A 23,455-nucleotide genomic window follows, 5' to 3' on the forward strand; every position below is an offset into this window, starting at 1 on the left:
GAGTTATACACAGAAAAAAGTCCGCTTCCTTGACTTTATATACGAACCCAAGTAAGCTGACAGATGATAAAATCAAGAGAATAGCTGCACTCTCATTGTGTATACAGAAAAAAGATCCCAGGAATGTGTACACATGCGTAATTACCCATCCAGTGATCTTCATGGCAAACCAACATATTAATGTATACAATCTCTCACTCTGTAGATGCATAGATGCACTTATAAAAACGCTATAGTCGATCACTACGCCAAGAGGGGGGCGTATGGAAAATACAGAAAAAAAGAATGCTACTCAAGAAATAATCCATGACAAAGAGCTCAGAGAGGAGTTCTCAGGCACATCATCGCAGGCCACGCAGGTCATCGATGCCACACCGGATAGTGGTGCTACCTCCAATGCTACTCCAGCGCTGGATGCTATTCCGGATACTGGCGACGTGCCCGCTCTGGCTCAAATCGAAGATGCCTCGTCCACACATGAAAAGGAGCTATATATGCACCAGGTTGTTGATGCCAACCCGGATAGCAATTCAGAGCCCCAGATTGTTGACGCCAACCCGGACACTACCTCGGAGTCCCAGACTATTGATGCTCGCCTGGATACCACTTCCGAGTCTAAGATCGTTGATACTAGCCTGGATACTACTTCCGAGTCTAAGATCGTTGACGCCAGCCTGGATACTACTTCCGAGTCTAAGATCGTTGACGCCAATCCGCAAAACAAATCAGCGTCCCAGGATGCTGATTCTACCGTAAAATTTACGATCCAGCCTGCTGTAAGCGAAATGGATAAAGAAGATGGGATAGAGCAAAAGCAAGATCAGGACCACTCTCTGTCCCATAAAAAGGGCAAAGATAAGAAGCGGGACAAAAAGAAACAGCAGTCTTCGCAGGTTGTCCGGGCTGAAACAGTACCAGCGGAAGAGGTCCCAACAGTACCCATCGGTTCACTTCAATCAATTAGTACGCTCAAACCAGCCGTGTCAGTACATTCTGTTGCATCAATGCGTGCCGTCGGAGTACACACGCCATTGGTGGCTCAGCCAGTAGAATATCGCCGTGGGCTGAGTGAATGGATTGAAATCTGGCGTGATGGCATGCGCCCGGGTTATTTACCCCTCTCGCTGATGCCAATCATTCTCGGTAGCGTCCTGGCCTGGACCCAGAGCCTGACAGCTCAACATCCATTTGGACACTTCAACATAATCAACTTTGCGCTCGCACTTATCTCAGCAATCATTCTCCAATCTGGCGCACACTTGATTAATGATTACTATGATTATCAACGCGGTGTTGATGCCAGTAATACTATGGGTCCCGGTGGCCTGATCCAGCAAGGACTGGTCAAGGCACCACGTATGTTATACATTGGCTTAGGTCTCCTGGGCCTGGGAGGTGTTGTTGGTCTGCTGGCATCCCTGGCCGGTGGTCCATTGGTCTGTCTGTTCGGTCTGATCATTGTCTTATGCGCGTACTTCTTTAGTGCCAGCCCCAAAGCGCTCTCAACCCTGGGCCTGAGCGAACTGGTCGGCTTTATAACCTTTGGATTATTAAGCGTCATGGGCGCATACATGATCCAGACACATGGACAGTTATCCGTTGCAGCCTTTCACTATAGCTTGCCACTTGGTTTCCTGGCCGCGGCCACCATTTACGCCAATAATATGCGAGATATTGAGGGAGATGCTCACGTTAACAAGCGAACCCTGGCAACACTCCTTGGACTGCGCTGGAGTCGGATCGCATATATCATTTTGATGCTCGCAGCGTATCTGGTCGTCGTGCTGCTCGGTGTGCCACATACTCGCCCTCACTATGTCCTGATCGCACTGTGGACGCTGCCCGGACTGGTAGTCGCGATCAGTGGTGTCCTGCGTACAGAGATTTCAACCGGCTTTGATAATGTCATGCGTCAGACATTAAAAATCTACGTACAATTCACCATCCTACTCGCGATTGGCCTGATCATCGCCTACGCAATCCCGGTCATCCCTAAAATACCAGCCAACCTGCTCAAACTTCCCTGATATACTCCAAATTCATTCCCATCCAAAGAAGGCCCGATGCGCGCGCATCGGGCCTTCTTTGGATGGGAATGAATTTGTTAATAAGGAACTATTCGTCCTGATGATCCAATTACTCTATCCGAGACACAGGACATCGCACAAAAAGCAAAATATGAACAAGCGACTAAAGAAGCGATGGAACTCACAATTTGACACTATTCCAAATCTTCATCTATACTACAAGTAAATAAAGTAACCTGGGAGAGAGAAAGCCAGTCCGCTTTAACTCTCCCTTTCTTATGCCAACTTCTAATGAGAAAGGATCAAGAGGGTGCTCATCGACAGCCACACCCATGTAGATACCGAACGCTTTGACAACGACCGCGAAGCGGTAATCCAGGCCGCGTTAGCCGGTGGAGTCACGCGTATGGTAGATCCAGGGTGCGATCTGGCCTCCAGCCAGGCCGCGCTCGAGTTAGCCAGGAGCCATCCCGGAGTGATATTCGCCGGAGTGGGAGTTCATCCGCATGAAGCTACGACCTATACGGAAGAGGTTGAGCATCAATTGCGTGCCATGGCTGCCGAACCTGAAGTAGTGGCAATTGGTGAATTCGGTCTTGACTACTTCCGTATGCTCACGCCACGCGAAGTACAACGCACGGTCTTCTGTGCTCATTTGAAACTGGCTCGCGAGTGCAATCTTCCTTGTATTATCCATGTACGTGATGCTCATGATGATGTCATGGAACTCTTACGTGCCCATGGTCAGGGCTTACGTGGTGTCTTCCATTGTTTCTCGGGAGATGTCGCGCAGGCAGAAGAATGCCTGGGCTTTGAGGGTTTTATGCTCTCATTTGCAGGTCCGCTGACAAAACAAGGAAATGCGCTCCCTGATGTGGCTCGTATGGCTCCTCTTGACCGCATACTGGTTGAGACGGATAGCCCCTATCTGGTCCCTAAACCCCTGAAGACCAGACGGAATGAGCCACTCTTTGTCAGACAGACCGCAGAGAAACTGGCAGAAATACGTGGTATGACTCTGGAAGAGATAGCTCAGGTTACTACCACAAACGCAATTCGTTTGTTCCGCCTAGGAGAAAAGCAAGCATGAAACTGTTCAATACACTCACCCAATCCTTGCAGGAGTTTGTCCCGCTTGACGATACGGTGAAGATCTATGTTTGTGGCGTAACCCCTTACGACACAACTCACCTCGGACACGCCTTTACTTATCTTACCTTCGATACATTAATGCGCTATTTAGAATATACCGGCCATAAAGTTAAATATGTACAGAATGTAACCGATATTGATGATGATGTCATTCGCAAAGCGCGTGAACTGGGTATGCAATGGGATGAGCTGGGCAACCGCGAGATTGAGCGCTTCCTGGATGATACGGATTCTCTCAATATTCGCCGACCAGATGTCTATGCACGCGCGACAGATGAGATTGAACGCATTATTGAGCTGGCGCAGGCTCTGGTAGAACGTGGCTATGCCTATGTCAACGAGGGCTGCGTTTTCTATGATGTGAAACATGATACCGAGTTCGGTGCGCTGGCCCAATCGATTGGTCTGAATGATTATCAATCCATGCTCGCTATCGCCAACGAGCGCGGCAATTTCCCTGAGGATAAACGCAAACGCGATCCCCTGGATTTCGTACTCTGGCAGGCGCAGGCACCCGGTGAGCCCGCCTGGGAGAGCCCCTGGGGAGCAGGACGCCCCGGCTGGCATGTAGAGTGCAGCAGTATGTCGATGCATTATCTGGGTCAGCAAATCGACATCCATGGCGGTGGGGCCGATCTTACCTTTCCACACCATACCTGTGAAATCGCGCAGTCCGAACACTACAGCGGCAAAGCTCCGTTTGTACGAACCTGGATGCACGTCGGCATGGTCTATCAGGATGGCGAGAAGATGAGCAAGTCGTTAGGCAATCTGACGTTGGTCAGAAATTTATTGAAAGAATATAGCGCCGACGCGATCCGCATTGTCTTACAGAACCATCACTACCGCTATCCCTGGGAATGCTTCCCCGAGGATTTGAAAATTGCGGCGGATACAGCGCAACTCTTCAAACAGGTGCGCGAGCTAATAGGCCCTCGCCTGGATGGTGAAAATACCATGCTCCACAACCGCTTCATTGCGGCCATGGAGAATGATCTCAATACACCCGAAGCCCTACAACTGCTCAAACAAAGCGCACGCGAGGCACTCGACACACGCGATAAGAATCTCGGTGCCGAAGTCCTGCGTCTGACCGGCATTCTTGGTCTCACCGCTTAAATAAGTCTACAACATCGCATAGAAGACCCGATTCTTCACGCATCGGGTCTTCCTGTCTCTCCATGATCAACCCATGGTATCTCAGCACAATCCTTACCTTCGCCGATCTGTTTTAATGATACACTGGATCTTAATAAGCTGCTCAAATAACAAATCGTCTATGCGCAAGCAAGGATACTACTATGAAACGACGCTTCCCAGGTATGTTCGCCATTATTTGTGTCCTGATACTGGTATTAGTACTACTCGGCATCGGGACATCAGCCTATACCGAGCAGAGCACGCTTGCCAGAATTGGCAACGTTAAGGCGGCAAACACCCTTGCAGCCAGAATCTATCTTACCCACGACGCGCTAGTACAACGCTTCCAGCAAGAAATTAATCGGCAGCTTCCACAGCTCAAAAAGAATGCCATCAACAATGTAACTGGAGGTGCATCCGCCAGCTCTCAGGGCTGGGAGGGACAACTAGTCAATGCGCTGATAGATCCCTCAGTCACCCTGAGCACACTCACGCCTGAGAGTAACGGCCTGAACGCTGGCTTAACCCTCAGCCTTTATCCCGGCGATAGCACACCAACCACCTCACACATGTTGATTACCTTCCATATTCTCAATGGATCAAACATCCAGGTGAGCAGTCAGGCCCTGCCAGGAAGTCAGGCATTGATAACCGGTCCGATTACCACGCTACAGGTTCCCATAGGCACGCTGACCACCATTCAAACCACACCCAATTGCGGCGATGCCAATCTAAAACTAGGTTTACAACTTCCACTACAGCATAGCCAAACACAGGGCATGCTCAACAGCACCCATCCACAATATATACAGACCATACAGACCATACAGGATAGTCAGACCCGTCCTCGCTACGCCACGCTCAGTATGCAGACAAGTAGACGCAACAATCTGGCTAGCCAGACAGCACTACCAGCCGGTGTTGAAATTCCATTCAGCTCATTGTCATCCCTGGCTGCGGGCATCGGCACAATCAAGCTCAACAGCAGCCTGGAGGTCAACAATATCCAGCTTGGCATACAGAATAATCAGCTAGCTGTTACAGCGGATATTGTGGCCCTGGTCTTTGGAAAACCAACCCTTAAACTGGGCACCACCACCACGCTTATCGATCCTCAGGCCCTCAACGGCAAGCTGGCGCTGCATGTCGCTAAAACCACCCTTAACGTCCTCATCTTCAGCTTTCCCGAAGATAGTTACAATCAGCAGATCCAGCAGATGCTCAGTCAACAGGTAGGCAATGTCCTCAATGGCAAATTCAACGTCAGCGCCGTCAAGCTCGGTCCTGATCCACATCTCCCCTGTGCCGCTACAGATAGCATGATCCTCACTGGCACAACCACTATTAACTAAAAGGCATGTTTGAGAGACAAGGAATAGCTCGTCTTTCAAACATGCCTGTGTTTAGAGGTATCATATAATAAAATAACGGCTTTCTCCCTACCCCTATTTAGTACAGGATACCAATAGGGATAGGGAGAAAGCACCGGGCAGTTATGGTAAGCGTGGGAATTTGGAGAAGTCAGGTTTGCGCTTTTCCAAGAAAGAGTTTTTGCCTTCGCGGCCCTCTTCTGTCATGTAATAAAGCAACACGAGAGCATAAGCTGGATAAGGCGTTGCGGATCATTTCAGAAACAAAACTATGCTCGTCCTGGTTTTTGGCGCTGTGGAGCAGTTCGCGCTCTAAACGCTGATCCTCTTCGAGAGTATTGCCTCGTGGCGCAGAGCCCGCTAAGGCCATCGTTTGAATCTGACCATCAGCACTGCACACGAGCTGTTCAGGAGTCGCACCAACAAAATAACGCTTCCCCCTCTGGATAGCGAAAATATACGCTTGCGGATAACTCCGGCTCAGACGCCGCAACGTGGCATCAATATCGAATGGCTCACCCTGGCTTGTGAGCTGAACGGCTCGCGCCAACACAACTTTTTGAAAGTCCCCCTGCTTGATACGATGGATGGCTTCCCCAACTTGCCCTTTCCAGAGCTCCGGCTCCAAGATATCACGGGATAAAAACATGTTTGGCGCGGGCGGGCGCTCTATTGGGATAGGAGAGCGTTGGATCAGAGAAGTAAGATGATCAAGATAAGCTGCCAGTTCGGTGGCACGCTGAGTAGCATCGGTGGTGACAGAGACAAGAGTGTTGAGGGTAAGCGCAGCACATTCATCATCACAATGGAAAAGGAGCGTAGGCAGGATCAATAAGCCAGCAGGAAAACCTTGCCAGAGATCTGTCGCCGGATTAAGTGTATCAAAAGTGAAACCGCCAAAGAGGATTGGTCCACTCGTGTGCGTTGGCACTTCAGTAGATGTAGCATGCATCAGGGTGTGCTGCTGAAGCGTACGCCAGGCAGCCGCAGCCGTCGTGACACCCTCTGATCCGTTCGTTTCAATAGTGATGGTCGCACCAACACCAGTTAAGATGCGCCCCTCGGATGGGCGCGCCCAGTAGAAGCTGTCTCCTAATCCAAGCGCATGGAATGCACGAAAAACACGCAAAGGTTCAACAGATAAAAGTGGATAGGAGATACTAAAAAGAACATCATGATCAGCGAGTACTGCCTGAGCAACAGCTTTCTGTAAACAATACAAAAGTTCGAACGGCTTCCTTCTGCCAATTTAAGGTAAACGGGCATTCCAAGGCGCACTTTTTCCACTAATACAGAGTTAAAAAGAACCATTCGGTGATGACTCAGCAAGAGCACCAAGAAGAAGCGCAAGCCTTGCGTGCAGCTTAATCACTGGTAGATGCATGATATCAATCAGAAACGGAATTGTTGCTAGTATGATCTCAATGTGGGTATCCTGGTTCAAGACTGTTTTGGCCAAACTATCAAACGAAGCACTAACCTTTGCTTCATCAGTTGAAATCAAATCACGAAACAACCCAGGAATGGCATAGGCCGTACCTGCACCTCCGTCAAGTTTATTCCAATCGATCTGGTCAAGGTTATTGATCAGGTCAAGATTATTGATCATATCTCCTCCGGGCATTAAAACGATAAAGCGGAATGCTGAGAACTTGTTTGGGATCAGGATTTTCGATGCTCTATCTTCCTGTTACGTGTTGGTGGTAAAAAGAAGAAATAGAGAAGTCAAAAGCTGCCTGGCAGTCCAAATATGATCGGTAAAAGCAATAGCAGTTTGTTGCTTGAACAAAGTGTTTGATTCCCATCACCAGCGGGATCTTGCTGCTCACCTGCTGGCAGGCGCAGGCGCGCCTGCGCCCTTTTTATTGTATGTTGCTGTAAATGAGCATAGCTCATTTACAGCAACATACAATAAAAAGTGGTTTGAGCACCATTGGTGCGAAAACTCATGCACCAGGATGGTGAAGACCATAGAGTTTTCAGATTGAAGATATGAAAGATAGTGCCAGACTCAACGATTTAATTGATGCTGGCACTATCTTTCATAGTATTGACGTTGTGGGATGTCAGGCCGAAACGTCTTCGGCGTAGATCTTTCCGCTCTCTTTGAGAGAGTCGGGAGAGCGTTTTTGGAGTATGATGGTGATGATGATACCTACGACAAGCCAGAGCGCGACAATTGGGCCTGCCAGATTAAGCGGAGCAGCCGGAAGAGGCGAGAATTGGAAGTACAGCACAAACAGTAGGATGATGAATGGGATCACTGGCGCAATGATGTGCCGGAGAACATTGAATTCATCCCGATGTTTGCGCAGGTAGAAAATTGGTACGGAGGCACAGGTAGCCATGTAGACGAGGATGATGGGTAGCGTGAGCACGGTGCCCAGGAAGGCGAAGCCCAGAGTTGTTCCATAGATGACACCCGGTAGCAATGAGAAGACAACGGCGATGATCATGGTGAAGATGATAGCAACATCCGGTACGCTATCTTTATTCAAATGCGCCAATACATGCGGTAGGGAGCGGGTACGGCCCATGGCATAGAGCATACGCGAGGCTGCATTGACACCAGCATTTGCGTTCCCCAGCGCGCTATTCAAGATCGCCAGGATCACGATAATATGAAAGGGACCCCAGACACGGGTTGCCATTGTTCCCCAGGGATCAGGATCACCTGTGTAGGCAGAAAGCTTATCAATGCCCCAGCCAACGACGCCAGCATAGGAACAAAAGACATAGAAGATACCGATCAATACGGCTGCCAGGAAGATAGCACGTGGTACGGTGCGGCGTGGATTCTTCGCTTCTTCCGCTAGTTGCGCTGAAGATTCAAAGCCTGAAAAGGCGAGTAGCACGAAGACCATGCCGAAGAATACACCCTGCCAGCCACCCAGGCCACTTTGCAGGCTGGATGCTGGATTAAAGACCGCCCAGGTATTATGTCCCGAGGTGGCAATCAACCAGATTGATAATACGCCAAAGACGATAATTTCGATTACGCCCAGTACGATACCAGTATCGGCTGACAGTTTGATACCAAAGAAGGTCAAAGCAAAGACGATAACGGCGAAAATCAGTGCCCAGACTGCCCAGCCCAGTGAAATATGAAACACATTGCTCACAAATGAGTCAGCAACTGGTCCTAATACCAATAGCTGGAAGGGTACAATCAATAAATATGCCAGATCGAACATCCAACCAGTCAACCAGCCAATACGAAATCCTAATGATTCGCTGACATAGGTGAAGTAACCACCGGCGGAAGGGAGATGTCGCGCCAGGGCACCGATGTTCAGGGCGATAAAACAACAGACAATTAAAGCAATCAGAACAGCGAGAGGGAGGGCACCTCCCGTAAAGGGAATCGCAGCACCCAGGCTGAAAGAAACAGCCGAGGCTGGCGCCATCGTCGTAATAGATTGGAATAAGACACCGGGCAAACCAATTGTGTTGGCACGTAACTGGCCTTGCTCGGGTGGGGAAGAAGTTTCAACGGACATACCAGTCTCCTTCACTAAACACTTGAAAACGGAACATTTACGACTCAAGGCTGCTCACGTATCACATGGAAAGAATAGAAAACGAACGTTGCTGAGCGCCAGAATGACGATATCTGGCCTATTCTTCTGATGGAACTTTACAGCACAAAGCTATCAAACATCCCTGACCACAACTACTTTTGAGAGAACGCCGAACCTATAAAAGAGGCAAGTTCATGGCTATTCAGTAGATCGTATGCATCAGCATCGAATACAATACACCAGTTCCATCCGGATGGGGAATATAAACTCCAGTATAAACCAATCCAACACATCAAGCAAGCGCTATTAAATAGACAGGCACACAAACGCCTGCACCCTATTTACTCTGTGGTGTAGAAAATGTACTTTGAACATTTTCTACACCACAGAGTAAATAATTCTAAGCACCTCAGGTGAGAAAAATCATATGGGAAGAACCTGGGAAACGAGCACGCTCTATGAGAAGATGCTGAGCGGCAAGAGTGCCGCAACCAGCCAGTTAGGCATATCGACTACTTCACACAGCTTTAAATCTACCACCACGCTACATAACATATAAGCATCGTTGCGCGATAGTCCATAAGTACGTACAAGATGATCGATCATATGGCGTACCGCATTGCGCGTCGCCTCAGCTGGATCGGGTCCAATACCATCAGTGCCATAATACGGGGCGGTATTGGTACGCACGGTCAACGGGCCGCTGGTCAGGAACTGCGGCTCCTGTACCTGTATGTCTTTACGCACCGTCAGTCGGACTGTAGCATGCATAGGTGCCTCAATTGCGGTACCACACACCTCACCATCTCCCTGGGCGGCGTGCCCATCGCCCATCGAGTACAGAGCTCCCTGTACCTCAATCGGCAAATAGAGATGCGCACCTTTCGTCAAATGTTTGGTATCCATATTGCCGCCGTGGCGATAGGGTGGAATAGTGGAATGGGGACCTGGAGCTGCTGGAGCCAGTCCAATCTCGCCGCAGAAAGGTGCCAGCGGAATACGAATGCCAGGAGCAAACTCGGCCCAGCCATCAGCTCCGTCCTCAAGCTGCCAGATCTTCAAAGCTGGCTCGGTAAACTCATCAGCAAGCAGACCAAAGCCAGGAATCACCGCCGTCCAGCCCCAGGTAGCCGGCTGTAAATCCACTATCTCAACCTCCAGCGTATCCCCTGGCTCAGCCCCTTCCACATAGATAGGACCATTCACGTGATCAACCAGCGCAAAATCAAGCTTCGCCACATCCTCAACCGTGCTCGTAGGACCAAACTGGCCGCCAGCAGAATCGAACAGATCAAACTCTACAATCTCACCGGATTGAATAGTATCAATTGGTTCGACACTATGATCCCAAAACGCGTGCCGCTGATTGCGGTGTACATGGATAGTTCTTCCGCTCTTTTGTATATTCGTCATACCGTTTCACAAACATCCTTTCCACGCAATCCTTGCCTTATAAAAATATATACCAGTCGCTTGATTCTAGGGTAGCCGATTTCGCGCCAAAAGACAAGGCAGTCGAATACTTGCCACATAGCAACATGCCGTTCACTTCCTATAATGCCTATTTACAGCCAGAGGGAAAGTAGGATATTGTCAGGAGGGTGATAGGTGTGTTGATGTATGTATTGATATACAGGCAGATCAAATAGCTCTAGTTCTAGCGACAAGGAGCCCTAAAAATGATACAAAAAATGACTCCTCCAAATGATGAGATGCTGGATATTGTCCCCGACTTATTGACACAACTTGTAGCTACCGATGCTCCGCCAACGGTCCCGTTGCCGCCAGCGGAGCCTGAATATCACGCGACGGTCCATGATATGCCAATTGATGATCGTCCCCGTGAGCGTCTTCAGAAATTCGGAGCCGATACCCTCTCGACAGCGGATCTGCTGGCGATCATTCTACGCACAGGCACCCAGCGGGAAAACGTGGTTGAACTGGCAACCAAGCTACTTGCCAAATATGGTGGTTTATCAGGTCTGATGAGTGCCGATTTTTATGAACTCGGGAATGAGCATGGCATCGGTGCCGCCAAATCAGCCCAGTTAAAGGCATCCTTAGAGATTGGCAAACGCCTGAGCATGCTTTCGAGCAAGAAACGCTATCAAATCACCTCCGCCGACGACGCTGCACGTCTGGTACGCATGGAGATGATGTATCTGGACCATGAGGAGATGCATATCATTCTGCTCGACACCAAAAACCAGGTTATCGAATGTATCAAACGCTATAAGGGGACCGTCAATAGCTCTGTACTGCGTATTGCCGAAGTTATGCGACCGGCGATCACGCGCAACAGCCCACGTATGATCGTCTGCCACAATCATCCCAGCGGCGATCCATCCCCCTCACCCGAAGACATCGAAGTCACGCAGCAACTGGTAGAGGCAGCCAAGCTCCTGGATATCGACATCCTTGACCATATCATTATCGGCAATCCCCGCTATATCAGCCTCAAAGAAAAACTGCACTGGTAATCGATAGGCATCAAACTCCCAGATGCTTATCTGCGGCAGGTGCTCACGCGCCAGCATCCTTATATATATATTGCAGGAAAAGTGTAAAGAACTTTTCCTGCAATATATATACCTATTTGAGCACCCTGGGTGCAAAAAAATCATACGTAAAAATCGCGAAGGCCATAGGCATCTAACACATACTGAAAAACAATCAGTTAGGCTTTTGCGACAGCCTTTTCGCTTTTCTCGTTTTTTGAGCCTTTATGTTTGCGGGAACGGCCGTCGCCATCCGAAGAACCTTTATGGTCATGCTCTTGCTCATCCTCTGGTTCAAGGGCGGCATCGAGCACCTCTCGGATATCGCTGACATAGACAAAGGACATCTGGTCGCGTAGCTCAACGGGAATATCTTCGAGCAGGTCAGCCTTGTTCTTCTCAGGCAGGATCACGGTCCGAATACCTGAGCGATAGGCGGCCAGGGTCTTCTCCTTGATACCACCAATCGGCATGACCTTGCCACGCAGGGTAATCTCACCAGTCATTGCCACATCCGAGCGCACCTTGCGACCAGTCGCAAGCGAAACCAGTACCGTTGTCATGGTAACGCCAGCTGACGGTCCATCCTTAGGGATACCTCCTGCAGGGACGTGAATATGGATATTCTGGCCCTCAAAGACGTTCTTAGGCAAGCCCAGTGCGGTTGCATTGGAACGTACATAGCTCAGAGCTGCCATCGCCGATTCTTTCATCACATCACCAAGCTGACCGGTCAGAATCAAACGCTCTTCTTTTCCGGGCATAGTCGCGACTTCGATGAACATGATCTCGCCGCCGACAGCGGTCCATGCCAGGCCAGTGGCAATGCCGGGACGGTCGATACGCTCAGCCACCTCATCGAAGAAACGCTGGCGACCAAGATATTCAGGAACCTGATCGACAGCAATATGGATTGGAGCCTGCAAACCTTCGGAGATCTGACGAGCCACCTTTCGGCTAAGAGAGCCAATCTGACGCTCAAGATTACGCACCCCGGCCTCACGTGTATAATCACGTGCCACGCGGCGAATAGCATCATCGTCAATCGTCAATTCATTTTCCTTCAAACCATTAGACTCACGCTGCTTGGGCAACAGATAGTTAAGCGCTATATGGAGCTTCTGCTCCTCTGTATAACCCGAGAGCTCCAGAATCTCCATGCGATCCCGCAATGGAGCAGGAATTGGCTCTAAGGAATTGGCGGTGGCAATAAACATGACTTTGGACAGATCAAAGGGCAAGTCCAGATAGTTATCGCGGAAGTTATAGTTCTGCTCGGGGTCCAGAACCTCTAGCAGCGCCGAAGAAGGGTCTCCACGCCAGTCTGCACCGACCTTGTCCACCTCGTCAAGCATGATCACGGGATCGTTCGCCTCGAGACGACGTAACGTCTGAATGATTCTGCCCGGCATAGCGCCAATATAGGTACGACGATGACCACGAATCTCAGCTTCATCACGAATACCGCCCAGCGACATGCGTGCAAACTTGCGACCAAGCGCGCGAGCAATCGACTGTCCCAGGGATGTTTTACCCACGCCCGGAGGTCCCACAAAGCATAGAATAGGCTCACGATTGATAGGACGGCCCGCCTCTTGATTGATCAACGGCTGTGTCGGGATAATATTTTCCACCTCCACACCACCCTCAATCTCAACCTCAGCGCGAGCACGCTCCTTCTCCTCGGACAAACGATCCTCTTTCAAGCGGCGTACCGCCAGATACTCAAGGATGCGCTCTTTAATCTTTTGCAGATCGTAATGATCTTGATCCAATACTTCACGAGCATGTGGCACGTCGATCTGCGTTGCGGTTCCTTTATTCCAGGGCAACGAAACCAGTAACTCGACATACGTGCGAATAATGCTGTACTCAGGCGAGACCGTGGGCAGCTTCTCCAGACGCGATAGCTCGCGATTGGCTTCTTTATAAGCCTCATCAGGCATTTTCGCATCCTCAAGCTTGCGGCGCAGCTCATTCACGGTTGCCTGCTCTTCGCTCTCCTCACCCAGTTCACGCTGGATCGCTTTAAGCTGTTCGCGCAACAGATATTCCCGCTGCACCTTGCCCATCTCTTCCTGAGCGCTATTCTGGATTTTCTTGCCCAGCTCAAGAATCTCCAGTTCATGGGTCAGGAAATCGCTCAAGCGGTTCAACTTCTCGTGAACTGAATCGATCTCCAGCAGCTTCTGGCGCAGTTCCATCTCCATCTGCACAAAAGTCGCGATTACATAGACAACCTGGCGCGGCTCCTCAAGGTTCAGCGTTGCCGCCGCCACACCCTCAGGCACATTCTGCACCAGGGCAACGAGGCGCTGGAAGTAACTGATCACATTGCGCTTAATCGCCTCGGTCTCGGTATCGTTCTCCTGTGTATCCGGCTTGGAAGTCACGCGAGCCATAAGATAAGGCTTTTCCTGCGTAAACTCATCAATCGTCACACGCTCCAGACCCTGAACAGCGATCTGAACCGTTCCATCAGGCATGCGGAACATGCGACCAACACGTGAGACCGTACCCACCCGATAAATATCATCGGGACCAGCATGGTCAATATCTGGCGACTTCTGGGCGACCAGCACCACCAGGCGATTGCCACGCATAACATCATCAATCAAACGAATATAGCGCTCTTGTCCAACCGAGAAGGGTTGTACAGAGAAAGGATAAATGACGGTATCCTTTAACGGCAAAATGGGCAGGACCTCAGGAATATTTAAAGGCTCCTCATCCTCAGCCCGTGGCTGAGTATCAGATGATTCAGATGATTCTTTAGCGTCCTCAGTTACAGTTACGGGAGCTGTGCCTGACGCATCAGAATCTGATTCATCACTGGTGCTGCTTGATACAGCAAAGGAACTTGCAGGCTCATCCTGTGGTTCCTGAGGTGCAGATTCCGTATCCGGGGATGATGTATCCTCAGAAGAGGGTGTCGATACAGGATCAACATCGGTAGCGGAATGTGTCTCATCAGCAGGCTGCGCAGCATCGGCGAGTTCAGACTCAACGACAACTGGCAAAATCTCCTGTTGGAATTCATTCGTAGCTTCAACGCGTTCCTTTTGTATCACGTCCTCTTGCGGCTCTGCCTTTTGATGATTTGTAATTTTCTCCATAAAATCTTCTCTACGTTGCGAATTTTCTTACTCTGGTTTGGCAACTCCCTGTATATGCACTTGTTCCACATTGCTCACAGGCAATTTAGGGAGATCAACAGAGAGTATGCCCTGTTCGTAGCGGGCAGTAACAGCATCACGGGCCACGGGCGTCAGGATAAAGACCTCAACCCGAAAAGGGCCATAGCGAATTTGCGCCTCTTGATAACTCAACCCTTGTTGGTGCTCATAATCGTCGCGGCGCTCGCCACTTACTACCAATGCGTCTTCGTAAAGGGTAACATCTATATCTTCTTCATTCATTCCAGCAAGCTCAATCTTCACTCGGATGACTTCTGGGGATTCCAGAATGTCAGCCAGAGGACGCCAGATGGTCGATTGATATAAGATCGATTGCTGGCCCTGGCGAAGTGCGTCATTGAAAAACTGACGATAATGCTGTTCCAGTTGCTTCTGCGAATTCTCGCGATAGCGATAAGTTACATATCGATAGCGCATGCGCATAGCTCATTACCCCTATCATACACAAAAAAGGATGGCGCACAGTCTCTCCTCACCTTTGTCTGGCAACAAAGAACTTGCTTGTATACAATATCACGACAAGCACAGCGAACGAAAGGAGAGAACGTGCATTCTATAGAAAATGGCAAAAGGAATAGAGCTTCCACTGACTGGATAATGTAAGTCTACTACCTTTTGCCATCAACGACGCGCTAGAAAAGAATAGAATGTTTTACCCGAGCGTGAGATCTTTTTCTCCTGCGGCAAGGGCTTCCTGGCATTCTGGGCAGAGATATTCATACTCGGAATTGCTATCTGAAAGTACATCACTTTGAATGACGCGCGCGTAACGAAGACGTGTTGCTTTGCTGCATCTCGCGCAAGTGACATACGTTTCCGTGACGGCAGTTCGTCGGGTACCAAGAACGTCTTCCTGCATGACCGACACCTGTCTTTCTCTACTATTTCAGAAAAGGATTTCAGCGTGTAATGTTTCAAATTGTTCCATAATAGTCGATAATGGAACCTTTGCCAGAGAACACATCAAAAGGCCCGTCTATAAGGCCTAACACCCTTGATTATGGCATGCCCTATATAAAATTGCAAGTGCGTTTGACGAGTCCACATTGATATGCTACTATGTTTCTATATTCCTCTGTGTACCATCGAGTATTTTCCTTGTAGCGCGACATAAGAACTTTTGTCATATACTGTCAGTTATCTCGACAATAATGAGGGCAAAAAATACTATGCTCACGCAAACGCTCGCACATTGGCTGAACAAGCTGTTCGCATGGTGGCCCTGGAGGCAAAGTGCCAGGGTAAATACTCCGCTACTCACCAGCAGCGCAAGCCGAAACATTTCGCCAGAAGCAAATTGGCGCCTGGGCGCTCATAGCGTGGAGCCTGTGATTCCACAATCTGGCACTATTTCTGCTATCGCGCTTGAACAACAAATGGACCATATTATTTCTGATGGCTCAATCCCACATGCCAACCAGCCAACCAGAGCAATTCAAAAGCAACCATCCCACCTGCGACCATTAGCCCAACTCAATCTTGATCCAGCCACTAACACTGAACGCCATTTACAATTTCTCCGTTTTCTTGTACAGCGTGGTACCTTTAACGACGACCTGAAGAAATAAACAAAGCAACAGCTAGCAGAGACACATAGGATGTAGCAGGATCTCTCCGGGAATGAGAGGCCGACACATTCTTCATAGGAACAAGGCATAAAAAAATATGGAGCTGGCTTGCTAACACTCCATATTTTTGTGCTCGTTTGCTACATTATGCAGCTATTTATACTCTGGCCGGGGTAAAACCCTGAGCCTGCGCCTCCTGTTCAGAAGCAAAGTAGATGACATCGATGGGCTGCTCACTGGCGTCGGCCAGTTGATCCAATGGTGTCGAAACAGGATAATATTGCTTTGTGTAGGCGACACCCACAAAGCTGGTATCCGCAGGTACAGAAGAAGCACTCGGCTCAAACGCATCTATCTCTTCAGGCACGGATTGCGCATCCTCATACGCTTCTTCACGTTCCTGAGAGGAGCGGAGGCTATAAATCTCTCCCCTCGGCTGAGAGGCAACAGGCTCTGTGTAGGCAGCATCCAGAGGCAATTCAATCGCTTGCTCTTCCGTTTCGGCTGGATGTTGCAGGCGACGCCGGATTAACACAAACGTGACGATGCCAGCAGCGGTCAAACCAAAACCGAAGCCCAGAGCAATCCAGAAGCGACGATCCTGTTCTGCAATACTCTGCTGTGCTTTGCGGCCCTTCTTCGCCCATTGATTGGTAACGGCACTACCACGCTCAGCAAACGCCTGTGAAAGCTTACTACTACGATCTTTCAAATCGTCGCGTAACTCACTGGTCCGGCTGATCAAATCCTGATTATTAGAACGAGCCCGTAGCTCAGTCAACACATCAGAAAGAGTCGTGCCGACAGACTGGACACGCTCCTGCCAATCCGCCTGTACATCGGTGGCGAAGGCAGCAACCTTTTCTTTATATTCCTGGCTACGTGCCGAAACGGGCGCTACTTCAGCCTGCTGCTGAGCTTGCATGCGTTCCCGAATAGCATTTATGACTGGCAAGATGGTACTTGCAGATAACACACTAACACGGACCCAACGTCCGGTTTCAGTGGTTATTTTTTTCTGGCTAGAACTCATAGAACCTCCTTATGCAGAGCAAAGCTACTATGTAGAGGTACACGATTCAATACCCATTCTCGATGTAGCGACAGCAAGAACAGAAAAGCGCATACTCAAAAATAACCTTCAGCACTCAGCATTCTCATCACTCCACCTGACAGGCAATACACAACTACCGTGGCAAAGCTTACGCATAAGTATGTCAGTTTGTATTGAAGTATGTCAAGCACAAAAAAAGGTATTTCATTAACAGCGCTGGTAATCAACGGGAGAGAAAAAACATAAAAAAGGGGCAACGAATAGAAGTGCAAAAACGAGTGTTATAAGCAATCATCCGAGATAATAAAAGCCAAAAAAGCATAGGAAATAAGCAGAAAGCACAAAGCCTCAGTTTTTTATTAAAATAAGGCGTAATGAACTAGAAATCTTCAGTGGTAAAATCGCTTAATTGCAAAACCAGGCGACAGAAGTGCAGAATCGCTGAAGCGGATTCGAGATAGGCCTCATCATTCGTATCGGGTTGCTGGGGGGTAGGAAGACGCTGACGCAAGGCACGCAGTACAACCATCACATCTTCTTTCACAGCGGCATCCAGATCACCGCGTTGCATCAAAAGCACAACCTGACTCACAATCGTATCAACTTCATGATGCATCATTTCTAGATCTTCGACCCAGAGACCATCATCTCCTTCGGTATCGTGCAGCCGCATTGTCTCTACATCCTCAACCCAGGGGCCCTCGTCATCATCATCCCACAAGAGTGAATCGCTAAACTGCTGATGACTGGCATCGCTACGCATAGGTTTACACGACTGTTGTAGGTGAGCTTGTGGCCCTTCCTGCTTTACGCCTAGCTCGTTCAATAGTGTAAACAATTCATCTTCCCAGCTAGCCATAGAGCACCTCCTTGTAAAACACCGTGGACAGTGATCTGAACAAGAACATCAGAGCTACAAGACAGCATACACTAGAAGTCTGTAATACAGCATAGTGCTTCTAAATAGCGCCAATCCTCTCAGACGTCGAAACCTCAACGGAAGTGTAGCACAGTGTTCCAGCAATGTAAATAACCCAAATGGTTTGAGAAGATGCTGCTAACGGTAGGACTTTTGCGCACCCGCACAGACGATAAATAAGAATGTTTAACTTTTGAATAACACAAGTTTAATATATCTCTGCTACACTACAACCATCAACAAGATTCACTGCCTGAATGGTAACAAGGGAACAGGTATTGAGAAGCGCGAGGAAGTAGACTACTTCATAAACCCTCGGCAGCATCTCCCTGCATTCCCCACACTATATGCTGGTAATTATTTTACAATTACTGGCATATTACCGCTTGTAGCGACGTTTATGCAACAGCGTAGACGCTCGTTCGCCGGGCGAGAAGTATCTTCGCACTTCTCGCCCATAGGGACCCTATAACATTGATAAACTGTTGCATATTTATGATCACATTGTCAATACAGGAGAGATGGTAGCACAATCTGGCTGCAACTAAGATTCTTCATCCTGTAAGGTGTTTAAAATGAGTTCTTCGGTATTCTGCTTGCGCCTCTCATAGCGGGCGCGCCGTAAGTCACTGGGCAACATAGGATTAATCAGGCCAATGCAGACGCGAATCAGGCCGATCAAAACGACAATCGCTCCAAAACCAATCAATAAGCCTTCCGTTGAATACGCTCCTTCATCCAGCATTCGGCCAATCACTATCAGAATGCAGCCAATACCAATAATCAGTAAACCGCTCCAGGTATATTTATTCCACTTGCGCGAGACGGCACGATCTAATATCTCAGTCTCTTCCACCAGGTTAGGATCTGGCTCTGCCATAATGGAACCTCTTTCTTATTGTATACAATAGATTTGTGGAGAGGACTGAATGAAACGAATGATAGCGTGCTAAAAATTGTCCTCTTGTGTTTTATACGCCAGCTAGCGACTTCTCGATCCAAAACCAGAAGATTCCATGTAAACAGCAGCTTTGTATACTCTATTTGTGGATAATGAAGTGAGCGAAAAAACAACTGGTAGCATGTCAGTACAACCAGAAAGAACAGGAAGGGGAAAATGAGAGGGAAAAAGCAGCTTCCCTTCAGTCATACAATGCATACATCACCTATTCAACAGAGAAAGGAGACAGTCAGGCAATGGAAACTCTCTTTATTGCAGAATATTGGTTGAGGAGACACGTAGCAATGGTGTAAAGAGTCCCATCAAAACGCCCTCTTCAGTATCTACTACAATACCGCTACTCTGCTTACGATACTGTCCACAGCCGATTTCGCGCCGATTAAAATGACAACGAATCTGAAATGTCGTGCCCGACACTAACTGTTCAACGCTCGCCAGACACTCGTGCAGCGTAAGCATCCGCCGCCAGGGAGAGAGCGTATCATCCAACCAGATCTCTAATAGGAACTCTTTTGACGGCTGATCCACACTACTGGTATGCAAGCTCGTCAGAGCGGTAACGGGTACAAAATAAGAATGATCATTCATGCTCATCACTTCTTTCACCGTTGATCAAAGCACAATCAGTCATAACAGACAAAAGGATTGGAGGATTTTCACCAGTGCTACCGGAGAGTAACACTTTAGGCACTATAGGTTAAGCTTATCTACAAGGAAAGATACATAGACAGAAACATACATGGACAAAGAGAGCAATGGATTGTATAGCAAATAATTCAGGATAAGTATACAAAGAGAGAGAAATATTCTAAGTATTCTAAGCGAATTCTAAGTAGAATATACCATACCCATCCTCAAAAGTACAGGGTATAGAGAGCTAAAAATGTCTCTATCCCTTTTCTATAGCTGCTTTATAGAATGTGTCAGTCTTCTATGCCTCATCCATGAATTTTCACGCCTTTGGAGCTCAAAAGGTTTTATAGTATGGTACCGAAGGGATGCTGAGTGTATCCCTTCGGTACCATACTATAAAAAAGGGCGCAGCCGCATCAGCACTTGTCCACAGTCACTTTATTTTTGTTCATCAATCTGTAGAGTCCAATCGCCGGTTGCATTGATATCCAGATAGACCGATCCCCCTTGATGCAGGATCGTCTCATCAGAGGTTGTTGTCCCGTCCTTACAGGTTGTATTGACAGCCATATCCTGCATGGTGCCATCTGGCGTATACACAAGCACACTCAACACGCCATCTATTCCCTGGCCGAGACCACTACAGGTATACTTTAGCTTCCAGGTACTCGCAACCGGAAAAACAGCCGTCTTTTTAAGTCCATGCCCACTAAATTCCTGTATCTTGGCCCATCCCGGAGAAGTTGCAGGAAGCGCGGTAGTCGTAGCCTGCATCACCGAAGAGACCGCCGCATGTGGAGTAGCCGCCGTATGCGTTGAGCCGTTGAGAATAACACTCAATGATCCCATGCAGATACACAGGGCCAGTATCAATACAGCACCAATGATCCAAAAGAGCTTCTTACTCTTCTTCGAGGGTTGCTCAAAGAAAGCCGCCCGAGCCTGCGGCGGCTGAGAAAGCGTAAAATGCGCTGGTGGCTGATAGGGATCAAACGATGATTGTGATTGCGTGGGACCAACTGGAGGTTGTGGGCGATTCAGATCATCAAACATGCTCATTCTTCCTCTCCTCAAAAGACAACATACCACGTATCCTAAAAATGACCGCTCAATTGGGCCGTCAATTATACTATGCGTTGTCACTCGCCAGAAATAGAAAGAATTGTGAGCGAATGTTACTGGTTGCTATTGGAACTTATTGTTCGTCGTCTGCTGGGACATGAGCATAGACACCAGCCAGGGCCAGCGAGCTATCCAGACAGGGATCAACAACCATAGCATGTAGCTTCTCTCAATCCTTACAAGATGTATATAGTAAATATTGCACCTTTTCGCCACAAACTGACATACCGTCAGGTCCGGAAGTATCGCGCTACCATATTCACGCACAAAAAAAAGGGAAGCTGTTACACTTCCCTTTTGGTGGTAGCGGCGACAGGAATCGAACCTGTGACACAGGGCTTATGAGTCCCTTGCTCTACCGACTGAGCTACGCCGCCAAGCTTGACAGGTCCTGCCTCTAGCAGGATTTTTGTCTGTTCGCTTTACGGCACTATAATATCACGACTATCAATAGGATGCAAGGGGTTAAGTGATGAATTTTTCTGGCTTAGAAAAATTCTATCAAAAAATACTCTCTGATGGGACGCAAAAGATTAGCGTACCACACGATTATATGCCTCAATCACAATATCTAATGCCTGCTGCTCGCCAACTAGCGTTTCCAGTTCTTCCTGATATGTGCCCAGAGTGCTATATCTATGATTAATAATGTCATGACGCGCGGTTACTGCATAACCAGAGAGCATCTGATTCATGGCACGGCATACCGTTTCAATTTGGTCTCTAAGCCTACGCACTTCACTCCTACATTCACCCATGCCCGGGCTCCTTTCTTCCTATTGTATTGTCAGAGACTTAAAAAACCTGCTATACTAGCAAAACTTCCCGTATACAGTATTAAACTAAAAATTCGAGTTTTACAGGACATTTATCGCATTACTGTGTGGATATGTAGAAGTTAGGAAAGGGACACGCGATGACACCGCACACACTGAAAACACGTAATCACTCACCACTATCTCAGATTGTACGCGAGTATCGAGATAAATTTAACCTGACGCAGGAACAATTAGCACACGATCTCTCAGTCGATGTACGTACCTTACGCCGTTGGGAAAGCGGAGAAACGGTGCTCAATGATGTACGAGAACTACGGCGCGTAGCCGATCTTTTAGGGGCAGAACCCGAACGTCTGGGCATCACTAAATCCACATACACAGCCGTAACGCTAGAACAAGTTGATAGCATGCTGGAACATATCTGGTATCTGATCGATGTTGCACGCAGCATGGAAGCTGATATGCTGATCACAAAGCTGATCCAGGATCTTAACGCTCAGCTGACCGATGAAAATGTTGAATTGCTCCGCCGCCTGGCTCAGGCCTTACATCTGGCTGGCTATGTCAAATCGGTGACAACACGTTCCAATGAAGCCTATCATTCACTGCATCAATATGCGGAAATGGAGCGTGTGGCTCGCTTGATCCAGGACGATACCCTGTTAAATATCGCTCTGACCTATGAGGGGGATATGTATTGCCGGGGCGGCAATATCCAACAGGGCATTCAATATCTGGAGGCGGCCCGCGATACCACTCCGCGAGCGGATACCGCTGCACGTGGCAATGGTATCCAATTGCTTGGTCGCGCCTACTTACGCGTCAACCAGATCAAATCCTTTGAACAGGCAATGGCCCAGGCTGAGGAACTCTCACAACAAATTGATCCTCGCCACAGCAGTACGCGTGGACAATATAGCCTCGGAACCGTATATGAAGAATATGGACGCAGCTATACACGCCTGGGAAAAATCCAGCCCGCCATGGATTATCTGGATAAGGCGGAAAAAACATTGGAGCCCACCAAGCACTGGGAAATATTGATCAAGACAGCCCGTGCAATGGCACTGGTACGGGGAGGCGAGATTCAAAGCGGAGTCCAGCTGGCCGTCGAATCGGTAGAACAATGCCGGGAGTACGGCACAGTGCGTCTGATGGAACGCATCTATGGTATCCAGAATCATATTGATCGCCTGACACGCGACATTGGGATGGTAGGGGCCAAGCTGCATGAAGCTCTGGATGGTCCGGTGGAATATGCCATCAAAAGTGATGATTCACCTACGGTGCTATAACAGTCTGCACTTCTATAAAGAGTGTGTGTGACCCCATCCCTGGCGGGATCTTTTTGTTCGCCTGCACACGGGTCACCCCGAATTGTTCGAACATCGGTTCGAACAATTCGGGGTGGTAGAAAAAGCAAGAGAAAAGAATGGATGATGCTCAATCCAGAGCCGGCTCAAGGCCCAACGAAGTCGATATAATGGTACGATGGTTTCTTTTAGCTTCTTTCC

18 protein-coding genes, 1 tRNA gene and 2 pseudogenes are annotated in these 23,455 nt (G+C 48.6%); 7 read left to right on the top strand and 14 right to left on the bottom strand.

Going from position 1 to position 23,455, the window contains the following annotated elements:
• Positions 1-263 precede the first annotated feature (263 nt).
• The 4 genes from menA to F1593_RS04040 all read left to right on the top strand — a co-directional run bounded on the left by menA (position 264) and on the right by F1593_RS04040 (position 5,671).
• Entirely contained in the window at positions 264-2,027 is a 1,764-nt protein-coding gene (gene menA, locus F1593_RS04025) for a 1,4-dihydroxy-2-naphthoate octaprenyltransferase (RefSeq protein WP_149400265.1), read from the top strand.
• A gap of 310 nt (positions 2,028-2,337) precedes the next feature.
• On the top strand, positions 2,338-3,117 hold the full coding sequence (locus tag F1593_RS04030) for a TatD family hydrolase (RefSeq protein ID WP_149400266.1): 780 nt from the start codon (positions 2,338-2,340) through the stop codon (positions 3,115-3,117).
• Positions 3,114-4,298, top strand: coding sequence for a cysteine--tRNA ligase (cysS, locus tag F1593_RS04035; protein WP_149400267.1), 1,185 nt, complete (start codon positions 3,114-3,116; stop codon positions 4,296-4,298). Before F1593_RS04030 ends, cysS begins: the two co-directional genes overlap by 4 nt.
• 182 nt (positions 4,299-4,480) lie before the next feature.
• Complete coding sequence (locus tag F1593_RS04040) at positions 4,481-5,671, top strand: hypothetical protein (protein ID WP_149400268.1); 1,191 nt, start codon at positions 4,481-4,483, stop codon at positions 5,669-5,671.
• Between the two features lie 141 nt (positions 5,672-5,812).
• Here the strand turns inward: F1593_RS04040 and F1593_RS29570 are convergent.
• From F1593_RS29570 to F1593_RS04065, 5 genes and pseudogenes are all read right to left on the bottom strand, one after another.
• A pseudogene (locus F1593_RS29570) lies at positions 5,813-5,908 on the bottom strand (1,4-dihydroxy-2-naphthoyl-CoA synthase); the annotation flags it as partial.
• A 16-nt stretch (positions 5,909-5,924) separates the two neighbouring features.
• Positions 5,925-6,911 (bottom strand): annotated as a pseudogene (locus tag F1593_RS29705) (chorismate-binding protein); the annotation flags it as partial.
• A 75-nt stretch (positions 6,912-6,986) separates the two neighbouring features.
• A complete protein-coding gene (locus tag F1593_RS04055) occupies positions 6,987-7,298 on the bottom strand; it encodes a hypothetical protein (protein WP_149400270.1) in 312 nt (103 codons plus the stop codon).
• Positions 7,299-7,755: 457 nt separating this feature from the next.
• Positions 7,756-9,189 (bottom strand): APC family permease, encoded by a 1,434-nt coding sequence (locus F1593_RS04060; RefSeq protein ID WP_149400271.1) that lies wholly within the window; start codon positions 9,187-9,189, stop codon positions 7,756-7,758.
• Between the two features lie 477 nt (positions 9,190-9,666).
• Positions 9,667-10,623, bottom strand: coding sequence for an acetamidase/formamidase family protein (locus F1593_RS04065; protein ID WP_149400272.1), 957 nt, complete (start codon positions 10,621-10,623; stop codon positions 9,667-9,669).
• A gap of 407 nt (positions 10,624-11,030) precedes the next feature.
• On the opposite strand from F1593_RS04065, the gene radC reads away from it, so the two are divergent.
• The gene (gene radC, locus F1593_RS04070; protein ID WP_371873790.1) at positions 11,031-11,690 is read left to right on the top strand and encodes a RadC family protein; all 660 of its coding nucleotides are present in this window, start codon (positions 11,031-11,033) and stop codon (positions 11,688-11,690) included.
• A 197-nt stretch (positions 11,691-11,887) separates the two neighbouring features.
• Here the strand turns inward: radC and lon are convergent, their stop codons facing one another.
• Positions 11,888-14,824, bottom strand: coding sequence for an endopeptidase La (lon, locus tag F1593_RS04075; protein ID WP_235932483.1), 2,937 nt, complete (start codon positions 14,822-14,824; stop codon positions 11,888-11,890).
• Between the two features lie 27 nt (positions 14,825-14,851).
• Positions 14,852-15,322: an Hsp20/alpha crystallin family protein gene (locus F1593_RS04080; protein ID WP_172631844.1), complete on the bottom strand. Its 471-nt coding sequence runs from the start codon at positions 15,320-15,322 to the stop codon at positions 14,852-14,854.
• Between the two features lie 752 nt (positions 15,323-16,074).
• Here F1593_RS04080 and F1593_RS04085 point away from each other — a divergent pair.
• Complete coding sequence (locus tag F1593_RS04085) at positions 16,075-16,473, top strand: hypothetical protein (protein ID WP_149400274.1); 399 nt, start codon at positions 16,075-16,077, stop codon at positions 16,471-16,473.
• Positions 16,474-16,630: 157 nt separating this feature from the next.
• Here the strand turns inward: F1593_RS04085 and F1593_RS04090 are convergent, their stop codons facing one another.
• The 7 genes from F1593_RS04090 to F1593_RS04120 form a co-directional block, all read right to left on the bottom strand.
• On the bottom strand, positions 16,631-17,506 hold the full coding sequence (locus F1593_RS04090) for a hypothetical protein (RefSeq protein WP_149400275.1): 876 nt from the start codon (positions 17,504-17,506) through the stop codon (positions 16,631-16,633).
• Between the two features lie 400 nt (positions 17,507-17,906).
• A complete protein-coding gene (locus tag F1593_RS04095; RefSeq protein ID WP_149400276.1) occupies positions 17,907-18,386 on the bottom strand; it encodes a hypothetical protein in 480 nt (159 codons plus the stop codon).
• Between the two features lie 604 nt (positions 18,387-18,990).
• Complete coding sequence (locus tag F1593_RS04100) at positions 18,991-19,326, bottom strand: hypothetical protein (RefSeq protein ID WP_149400277.1); 336 nt, start codon at positions 19,324-19,326, stop codon at positions 18,991-18,993.
• 330 nt (positions 19,327-19,656) lie between these two features.
• Positions 19,657-19,995, bottom strand: a complete 339-nt coding sequence (locus tag F1593_RS04105; protein ID WP_149400278.1) for a hypothetical protein — start codon at positions 19,993-19,995, stop codon at positions 19,657-19,659.
• Positions 19,996-20,478: 483 nt separating this feature from the next.
• A complete protein-coding gene (locus tag F1593_RS04110) occupies positions 20,479-21,099 on the bottom strand; it encodes a hypothetical protein (RefSeq protein WP_149400279.1) in 621 nt (206 codons plus the stop codon).
• A gap of 364 nt (positions 21,100-21,463) precedes the next feature.
• Positions 21,464-21,539: transfer RNA gene (locus tag F1593_RS04115), tRNA-Met, on the bottom strand.
• 156 nt (positions 21,540-21,695) lie between these two features.
• Complete coding sequence (locus tag F1593_RS04120) at positions 21,696-21,920, bottom strand: hypothetical protein (RefSeq protein ID WP_149400280.1); 225 nt, start codon at positions 21,918-21,920, stop codon at positions 21,696-21,698.
• 158 nt (positions 21,921-22,078) lie between these two features.
• Here F1593_RS04120 and F1593_RS04125 point away from each other — a divergent pair, with 158 nt between their 5' ends.
• A complete protein-coding gene (locus F1593_RS04125) occupies positions 22,079-23,236 on the top strand; it encodes a helix-turn-helix domain-containing protein (RefSeq protein ID WP_149400281.1) in 1,158 nt (385 codons plus the stop codon).
• Positions 23,237-23,455 lie beyond the last annotated feature (219 nt).

It is taken from the genome of Dictyobacter arantiisoli (assembly GCF_008326305.1).
In the GTDB taxonomy this organism is placed as follows: Bacteria; Chloroflexota; Ktedonobacteria; order Ktedonobacterales; family Ktedonobacteraceae; genus Dictyobacter; species Dictyobacter arantiisoli.

Coding starts and splice junctions, on each gene's coding strand:
- F1593_RS04065 (WP_149400272.1), bottom strand. CDS start 10,623: ATGACGAATATACAAAAGAGCGGAAGAACTATCCATGTACACCGCAAT.
- F1593_RS04100 (WP_149400277.1), bottom strand. CDS start 19,326: ATGGCAGAGCCAGATCCTAACCTGGTGGAAGAGACTGAGATATTAGAT.
- F1593_RS04080 (WP_172631844.1), bottom strand. CDS start 15,322: ATGCGCTATCGATATGTAACTTATCGCTATCGCGAGAATTCGCAGAAG.
- lon (WP_235932483.1), bottom strand. CDS start 14,824: ATGGAGAAAATTACAAATCATCAAAAGGCAGAGCCGCAAGAGGACGTG.
- F1593_RS04085 (WP_149400274.1), top strand. CDS start 16,075: ATGCTCACGCAAACGCTCGCACATTGGCTGAACAAGCTGTTCGCATGG.
- F1593_RS04120 (WP_149400280.1), bottom strand. CDS start 21,920: ATGGGTGAATGTAGGAGTGAAGTGCGTAGGCTTAGAGACCAAATTGAA.
- F1593_RS04110 (WP_149400279.1), bottom strand. CDS start 21,099: ATGAGCATGTTTGATGATCTGAATCGCCCACAACCTCCAGTTGGTCCC.
- radC (WP_371873790.1), top strand. CDS start 11,031: ATGCCAATTGATGATCGTCCCCGTGAGCGTCTTCAGAAATTCGGAGCC.
- F1593_RS04105 (WP_149400278.1), bottom strand. CDS start 19,995: ATGAATGATCATTCTTATTTTGTACCCGTTACCGCTCTGACGAGCTTG.
- menA (WP_149400265.1), top strand. CDS start 264: ATGGAAAATACAGAAAAAAAGAATGCTACTCAAGAAATAATCCATGAC.
- F1593_RS04125 (WP_149400281.1), top strand. CDS start 22,079: ATGACACCGCACACACTGAAAACACGTAATCACTCACCACTATCTCAG.
- F1593_RS04060 (WP_149400271.1), bottom strand. CDS start 9,189: ATGTCCGTTGAAACTTCTTCCCCACCCGAGCAAGGCCAGTTACGTGCC.
- cysS (WP_149400267.1), top strand. CDS start 3,114: ATGAAACTGTTCAATACACTCACCCAATCCTTGCAGGAGTTTGTCCCG.
- F1593_RS04095 (WP_149400276.1), bottom strand. CDS start 18,386: ATGGCTAGCTGGGAAGATGAATTGTTTACACTATTGAACGAGCTAGGC.
- F1593_RS04090 (WP_149400275.1), bottom strand. CDS start 17,506: ATGAGTTCTAGCCAGAAAAAAATAACCACTGAAACCGGACGTTGGGTC.
- F1593_RS04040 (WP_149400268.1), top strand. CDS start 4,481: ATGAAACGACGCTTCCCAGGTATGTTCGCCATTATTTGTGTCCTGATA.
- F1593_RS04055 (WP_149400270.1), bottom strand. CDS start 7,298: ATGATCAATAATCTTGACCTGATCAATAACCTTGACCAGATCGATTGG.